Annotated in this window: 1 protein-coding gene; it reads right to left on the bottom strand. The window is 39.3% G+C overall.

Features of this window, described 5'->3' with window-relative positions; genetic code table 11:
* Window positions 1–52: 52 nt before the first annotated feature.
* Window positions 53–1,168 carry a ferredoxin--NADP reductase gene (locus E1171_RS01165; RefSeq protein WP_155203266.1) on the bottom strand — a complete coding sequence of 372 codons (1,116 nt, stop codon included), beginning with the start codon at window positions 1,166–1,168 and terminating at the stop codon, window positions 53–55.
* Between the last annotated feature and the right edge of the window lie 75 nt (window positions 1,169–1,243).

Raw genomic sequence — 1,243 nt, forward strand, 5'->3', positions numbered from 1 at the left:
CCAATATGAGGATTCCTGTCAGAAAAAAGTTTTTTTCCGACAGGAAAACTTTTTAACCTATTTCAATTTTTACATCGTCACTTGCGGGATGTCCAACACATGTGAGCACATAACCTTCTTCCAATTCCTCCTCAGATAATCCCTCAGTTTCATCCATTTTCACACTTCCTGATAAGCACTTTCCTCGACAAGCAGTGCATAAACCGCTCTGACAAGAAAATGGAAGGTCGATATCCAAATCTAGGGCCGTTTCAAGAATGGTCTTTCCAGGTTCCACAACAAATTTGAACTCTTCATCATCGAAAATCACTGTCACTTCTCTGGAAACATCCGTTCCATCTTCGGCTGAAGGTTCATTTCTAACTGCACTGGTCGTAAAGCTTTCTTTGAATACCGAATGATGGTCTATTCCTAAAACTTCCAGGCTTTCGGTAACAACATTCATTAACCCTTCAGGTCCGCACATATAATAGGAAGTACTTTTGGCTCCAAAATCAGGAAACTCTTTTAAGTATCCTTCAATCAGTTCTTTGGTTAAATATCCTTGAGCTCCTGACCAATTTTCAGGACCTTTTTCAAGTACATGCCTCACCTGGAAATTATCCGGATATTTCTTCTCCAAACTTTCAATCTCCTCCTTAAAAATAATCGATTCAATGTCACGATTCCCATAAACCAAGGAAACCTGACTGTCTTTTTCTCCATGTAACACCGATTTGGCGATAGACATCAAAGGGGTGATTCCACTTCCACCACCGAAAAGTACTAAATGTCGTTTCAGTTCCTTATCGACTGTCACAGTGAAATTCCCTATAGGCTCCATTACCTTTATTGAATCTCCTGCCTTTAAATGGTCATTGAGGTGATTGGACATAAGTCCACCTTCCATTCTCTTTACGGTCACCCCTGGATAGGGATCAGTTTCAGGGCAAGTACACAAAGAGTAGGCTCTTCGGATCTCATTTCCTCCCAGGTCCATGATCAGCGTAAAAAACTGTCCCGGAATATAGGAAATCCCTCCATCTGGAAGGTCAAAATAAATAGTAATAGTATCTGGTGTTTCCTTTACTACTTCTCTGACCTGTAAATTATAATATGAACTTTTTCCGTGTCCTGGCTCATGCTCAGGAACCTTTTCTTTTTTCTTCCTTTTAAAAAAACCTAACATAAATAAAGCTTTTATTGAATTCGATTAATTCATTTAACACCCTGAACTATTAACGAAGAAACATCTCATTAGGTC

This window comes from Xanthovirga aplysinae (genome assembly GCF_009711365.1).
In the GTDB taxonomy this organism is placed as follows: Bacteria; Bacteroidota; Bacteroidia; order Cytophagales; family Cyclobacteriaceae; genus Xanthovirga; species Xanthovirga aplysinae.